7 protein-coding genes are annotated in these 5,408 nt (G+C 39.3%); 3 read left to right on the top strand and 4 right to left on the bottom strand.

The features are described 5' to 3' along the window. Positions 1-124 precede the first annotated feature (124 nt). The 3 genes from GQR55_RS19590 to GQR55_RS19580 all read right to left on the bottom strand — a co-directional run bounded on the left by GQR55_RS19590 (position 125) and on the right by GQR55_RS19580 (position 1,724). Complete coding sequence (locus GQR55_RS19590) at positions 125-634, bottom strand: hypothetical protein (RefSeq protein ID WP_165727238.1); 510 nt, start codon at positions 632-634, stop codon at positions 125-127. 99 nt (positions 635-733) lie between these two features. Beyond that, on the bottom strand, positions 734-1,183 hold the full coding sequence (locus GQR55_RS19585) for a low molecular weight protein-tyrosine-phosphatase (protein ID WP_165727237.1): 450 nt from the start codon (positions 1,181-1,183) through the stop codon (positions 734-736). A gap of 34 nt (positions 1,184-1,217) precedes the next feature. After that, on the bottom strand, positions 1,218-1,724 hold the full coding sequence (locus GQR55_RS19580) for a DUF3087 domain-containing protein (RefSeq protein ID WP_165727236.1): 507 nt from the start codon (positions 1,722-1,724) through the stop codon (positions 1,218-1,220). Positions 1,725-1,879: 155 nt separating this feature from the next. Between GQR55_RS19580 and GQR55_RS19575 the strand changes: the two genes are divergently transcribed. Genes GQR55_RS19575 through GQR55_RS19565 form a run of 3 tightly spaced genes read left to right on the top strand, consistent with a single transcriptional unit; the run spans position 1,880 to position 3,702 of the window. Next, positions 1,880-2,509: an energy transducer TonB gene (locus tag GQR55_RS19575; RefSeq protein WP_165727235.1), complete on the top strand. Its 630-nt coding sequence runs from the start codon at positions 1,880-1,882 to the stop codon at positions 2,507-2,509. Between the two features lie 13 nt (positions 2,510-2,522). Next, positions 2,523-3,083, top strand: a complete 561-nt coding sequence (locus tag GQR55_RS19570; protein WP_166421915.1) for a sigma-70 family RNA polymerase sigma factor — start codon at positions 2,523-2,525, stop codon at positions 3,081-3,083. Continuing rightward, positions 3,070-3,702: a hypothetical protein gene (locus GQR55_RS19565; protein ID WP_166421914.1), complete on the top strand. Its 633-nt coding sequence runs from the start codon at positions 3,070-3,072 to the stop codon at positions 3,700-3,702. Before GQR55_RS19570 ends, GQR55_RS19565 begins: the two co-directional genes overlap by 14 nt. Positions 3,703-3,839: 137 nt before the next feature. On the opposite strand, the gene GQR55_RS19560 is transcribed toward GQR55_RS19565, so the two are convergent. Next, complete coding sequence (locus tag GQR55_RS19560; protein ID WP_166421913.1) at positions 3,840-4,757, bottom strand: DUF6236 family protein; 918 nt, start codon at positions 4,755-4,757, stop codon at positions 3,840-3,842. Positions 4,758-5,408: the final 651 nt, after the last annotated feature.

Raw genomic sequence — 5,408 nt, 5'->3', positions numbered from 1 at the left:
GATGGCTTAAGTTACAAGCCATCCTGGAAGGCTACGATTTAGCAAAATCTCTTGAGCCAGACTTGTGATCAAGAGACAGCTTTATGCGCCTTTTTTAAAACTAACTAATACAAAACTCATGTAGTTAAAATTCATAACTTACGCTAATACCGCCATCGGCTCTTTTTTCATTGCTATCGCTTGCTTTACCGTAGCCCACATCTAGCTCTAATCTAAAACCAGCGTGGTTCAATCCATTAAAGTTGTAGCTGTACGTAAGCCCTATGCCGTTTGTTGTTTCTTCATCAAAAATACCGCCAATTACACAACCTAGCGTATTAGCAAAGTCAGTTGCTACATCATTTGTTGAACTTTCACACTCTTGGTCTGTATCTCTTGCGCCAATTGCACCTACAAGCGCGCCAAAAGCATGTTTTTTATTATCACTTACCGCTTGTTCAAAACCTGCTGAAAAACCATCATCAAGGCCTATTTTGTAGTTTGCATACCAGCGTTGTGTGTCGTCGTTAGCCGATAAAGACACCTCAGGAATAACTAAATAAGGATAGCCACCCCCAATCGAAAAACTAACATCGTTAGCAAAAGTAGAACAAGAAGCGATAGATAAAGTGAGTAGTAATATTTTTATTTTCATAAAGTTCCCTTTGAGTAAGCATAAAATGTACTTACTTTAGGAACACTGTGCAATACGACAAAAAGCTCGTTAAATTTAGCTTTAGTAATAAAATAGGGATTAAATTTTAGCGAGTATTTTATCGCTAGCCGCTTCAATTAAATCGAGCACATTTTCAAAGCCATCATCGCCGCCGTAATAAGGATCAGGAATAGCGCTTTGGGTTTGCTCGCCATATTCTAAAAATAGCGCCAGCTTGTAGCGTAAATGCTCAGGGCACTGGGCTTTTAAATCAGCTAAGTTTTGCGTATCGGCCGCTAAAATCAAATCAAACTCAGTAAAGTCGCTACTGCGTACTTTACGTGAACAAATACCTTTAAAGCTATAACCACGTTTTTCGCCTGCTGCCATTGAGCGGCTATCAGGCGTTTTACCTTCGTGGTAACCAATAGTCCCTGCCGAATCAACTTTAACGTTAACGCCTAGTTTTTTAGCACGGGCTTTTAATACCGCTTCTGCGGTTGGCGAGCGGCAAATATTACCTAAACACACTATGAGTATTTTTTTCATTAAGGCTCCTCTAACTAATTTAAAAACCTAAACTTTAAAACTGTTTTAAAATACTTGCGTCGTAATCTTCAACGTTAAGCGTTACGTTATGTTGCGCTGCAACAGATTCAAGCTCAGCTTGTTTAATGGCTAAATCGTCCATGGTGATTAGATTATCGTCTAGCTGCCACAATAACCGAGAGCCCGCGTAACTATAATGAATCGCTAATAACGCATCGGCATTACCCTCGCGCCCTGCTGCTTTTAACTTAGCCATTTTGCGGGTTATTTTATTAAGTGCTTTTTTAAGCTCCCACACATAAACAACTTCTGTCATAAAACTATGTGTACGGTATTTATTAAGTAACCACGCAAGCCCAACGCTAGTAATAGCAACACCTATTAAGTTCCAATGAAAATGGCTACCACTTTCATCAGGAAATAAAGCAATTAGCGTTTGCGATATAGCCAAGCTGCCTACAGCTAAACCAATACCACACCCTGCAATAACACGGTTTAAATGTTTACGGTAACGCGCTTTATTTATTTCAATGAGTTGCATAACAGCCTAAAAATGTAAGTTTTAATATTTGCGAATGGCTATTGTAACTAAACCCCACATTTTTTATAAAATTATTTCACCCCTTTTTGATTTGCCACCCGTTATAGCTTTGAAAACACCCTAATTGTTGTGATCAATAAAATTTGGAGCGGCTTATGCACACACTTGAAGTACCTAACAACCCAGTATTTATTAAAACATCAACCGCCGTTATTGGCGGTGCAGTAATGACCTTTGCAGCTTTTGCGTTTATGCAATATTTAATAAGTGGCGAGCAACGCGCACCGGTTAAACCTGGGGACGATATTATAGTAGAGATTTTTCAAGCGCCTGAGGATTCAAAGCTAAGGCATATACAAAAAATACAGCCGCCACCGCCAATGCCTAAAGTGCCGCCAAAAGCTCCACCGCTTGATACATCAGCCGATCCTGTGCTTGCAATTAGCGACTTTACGCCAGTGATGATTGACGATTTTGGTGGCGACATAAATAACACCATTAATCGCCCAACAGGGGATGCAACACCCATAGTGCGCATAAACCCTAAATACCCAACCACAGCCGCGCGCGATGGCATTGAAGGTTGGGTACAACTAAGCTTTAGTATTTCGCCAACAGGGGAAGTAATCGACCCAGTAGTTATTAACGCCGAGCCAAAACGCACCTTTGACCGCGAAGCAATAAGAGCTATTAAACGCTGGAAATATCGCCCCAAAGTAATTGAAGGTGTGGCACAATTACAAACAGGTCAAACCGTACAACTCGACTTCAAATTACAACAATAAAAGCGATGAGCCTATGCTACTAAGTATTAAGTCATGGTTATTTGAAACGCCAAGCAAGGACTGCATGGCAAGTTACGCAAAAAGTGGCGACAATCGTTACTTAGAGCAGCTTATTGCCCTCTACAGTAACGACTTATACCACTACCTTATTACGCAATCTAATACGCATTTAGCATACGACGTAAGCCAACAAACATGGCTAAAAGTAATCGAAAAACGCCACCTTTACCAAGCACAAACCACACCTAAAGCGTGGTTGTTTAAACTTGCTCGCAACACACTCATTGACGAATACCGCAGGCAACAGCACTTTGTAGAGCTTGACGAAAACACGCATTTACCTGCAAAGCAAAGTGAGCAAAGCGATACAAATATAAGTTACGAAGCATTCGACGCCGCCCTAAAACAACTTAGCTTTGTACAACGCGAAGCCATAACATTACAACAAGAAGGCTTTTCGCTCACCGACATAGAACTTATAACGCATAGCAATGCTGAAACCATTAAAACAAGGCTGCGCTACGCCAAAAAAAACCTTAAACGTTTATTAGGAGCAAGCAATGAACAAGCCTGATGAGCCGTTTGATCAAAAGCTCACACAACACTACAAAGAGCGAAAAGTGCGCACTACACTCAGCGCTGCCCAGCAAAAAGCATTGCTTAATAGTGCTGTGCATTCAAAGCCTAAAAAGCCCACAAGGCTTAGTTTTACGCTACAACTAACCAGCCTTGCCTGTGCGCTTGGTGTGTTCGCCTTTATTGTTTTTGATAATAACAACGTAATAAATACCGCACCAAAAACAGTGCTTAACACAGAACTTAACACCATAGACATTCACGACTATTTATTCATAAAAACACACGAAATAAACCAAGCAGGCAGCTATGCAAGCTCTATTACAGAGCAAAAACACGCGCTAGACAGTCAATTAGCTAACGATTTACGTCGCCATCAACAACGCCACATAGAATACGGCACACTCGTGAAGGTAGATAACGACTGGTACATAGCCAGCTGTAATGACGAGGTGCTAGTGCAAATTAAGCAGTCACTGTTGAGTGATTTAAAGGGTAAACACGCAGTTGAAAGTAATATAAATACCGGCGATATGCTCGCTATGGCGCATAACGGCAAAGGGCAAATTATAGCGCTTAAACATGCGGGTAATGGGGTTAGGCAATGTGGGGCTTAGGTGGTTTCAGTGGTGGTAATATATAGAGAATTACCACCAAGAACACAGAGGCGCTTCGCGCTGCACAGAGTTAGTTGAAAAGTGAGATGGATAAATCAGCGGAAAGATAATTTATTTCACTGTAAGAGTAAACCCTACTAATTAAAATTTCTCCGGATACTTTTTAGATATGTTAAATCATTTTTTACTGTGCTTTTTGATTGAGATAACACTTTAGTTGCTGCGATAACTCCAGCTCCAGAAATACCAGCAACAAGTGGTGACATTCCAAAGGATGAAGTAGCAACTGTCGCTCCAACAGCTAATCCAGTACCAACCACACCATCAACTCCAGATAAAATTGAGCGTAATGATTCAGTAAAAATTTTTATTTTAGATTCTGACATCGTTTTTTCAATATCTCTGATAGCCATCTCTAAACGGGTCAAATTGGTAGTTCGTGACCTTAGAATATCGGCTGATCCTATAATCTCTTGATACATTTCATCTAAATAACACCTAAACGCTAAAAGCTCTGATCTATAAGATTCTTTAAACTCTAATATCTCATATAGCGGGGTATCAATGCTTGGTACAGGAAGAAGGTTATACAGCTCAATTTCGATTGCAGCTTTATCCTCTGAATCAAAAGAAATTATATCTTGTGACACTTGAGCTTTAGACCACTGCCCTGGCTCATTGCCAGAGCGTAATAAAAATACATCTTCATGAGCTCTTAGAATTTGGTCTCCACATTCTCGATTTATCGTCACATTAGTACAGTCATCGATCTCACCAGACATAACGCCACCTAAATAAATTTGGTTTGATTGACTAATTCTATAACTCTTAAATTGTTGTTTTCTTCCATAAGGAGTTCTAGATATATGCCCTGATGCTTCAAGTAACCTAAATTGATGACAATCAAATTCTATAAATGAACTTTTTGGTACATCTATTTTATCCCAATATGTTAGATATTTTCTTAGCTCCATTTCATCGACAGCCGACTTAAATAAAACATCCCCAGTTGGGAGCCTTTTAAATTTAGGTGATAAAACAATACCTCTTTCCATATCTATTACTCCATTATTGATACGTGTCTATCCCACAAGATTAATACACCACACAAAACTTATAAACATAAGTACCGGATTTTATATTCCCACTAAGCTATAAAACTAATAGTAGATCAACAAGTCATGACTGCAATCAAAATAACATTGTTAAAATCTAGAAAGACTCACAACTTTTTAGCCGCTGTCATCGATACGATAAACGCTTAGATAAAGCTATATTTCAGGGCTAACGCCTGACGCGCTAGCAAGCTGTACGCCTTGTATCTCTCATTGATAAATGATTAGCTATCATTTATCACATCGAAGTCAGTGAGCTTGCCTTTGCGTCTAGTATTTAATACTGCTCCGTAGATAAAGCCCTGACTTTCTATTCTCAGAAACTGAATGGTATCCAAGCACACTTTTATTTAAGTAGATGCTGTATGTACAAGGGGAGTAAGTAGAGATGATGTTTATCGGCATTGACATTAGTAAAGAGAAAATTGATTTATCATGGTTGAGAGACCAACTTACAAACAAAATTAAAACAAAAGTCTTTAAAAACAAGCGGCAAGACTTTGTAAAAATCCTAAATTCGGATAATAAGTGCAATTTCTCAGATTAGATGGCCAGCTGTTATAATTCGGCCATTTTCTCGCCAAAGGAAAT

Source organism: Pseudoalteromonas sp. Z1A8, from assembly GCF_011378855.1.
Taxonomy (GTDB): domain Bacteria; phylum Pseudomonadota; class Gammaproteobacteria; order Enterobacterales; family Alteromonadaceae; genus Pseudoalteromonas.
This window is presented reverse-complemented; position numbering and strand designations above follow the sequence as displayed.

Bases quoted from the DNA above. Each gene is read 5' to 3' on its own strand.
- GQR55_RS19565 (WP_166421914.1), top strand. From the start codon at position 3,070: ATGAACAAGCCTGATGAGCCGTTTGATCAAAAGCTCACACAACACTAC.
- GQR55_RS19570 (WP_166421915.1), top strand. From the start codon at position 2,523: ATGCTACTAAGTATTAAGTCATGGTTATTTGAAACGCCAAGCAAGGAC.
- GQR55_RS19580 (WP_165727236.1), bottom strand. From the start codon at position 1,724: ATGCAACTCATTGAAATAAATAAAGCGCGTTACCGTAAACATTTAAAC.
- GQR55_RS19575 (WP_165727235.1), top strand. From the start codon at position 1,880: ATGCACACACTTGAAGTACCTAACAACCCAGTATTTATTAAAACATCA.
- GQR55_RS19585 (WP_165727237.1), bottom strand. From the start codon at position 1,183: ATGAAAAAAATACTCATAGTGTGTTTAGGTAATATTTGCCGCTCGCCA.
- GQR55_RS19590 (WP_165727238.1), bottom strand. From the start codon at position 634: ATGAAAATAAAAATATTACTACTCACTTTATCTATCGCTTCTTGTTCT.
- GQR55_RS19560 (WP_166421913.1), bottom strand. From the start codon at position 4,757: ATGGAAAGAGGTATTGTTTTATCACCTAAATTTAAAAGGCTCCCAACT.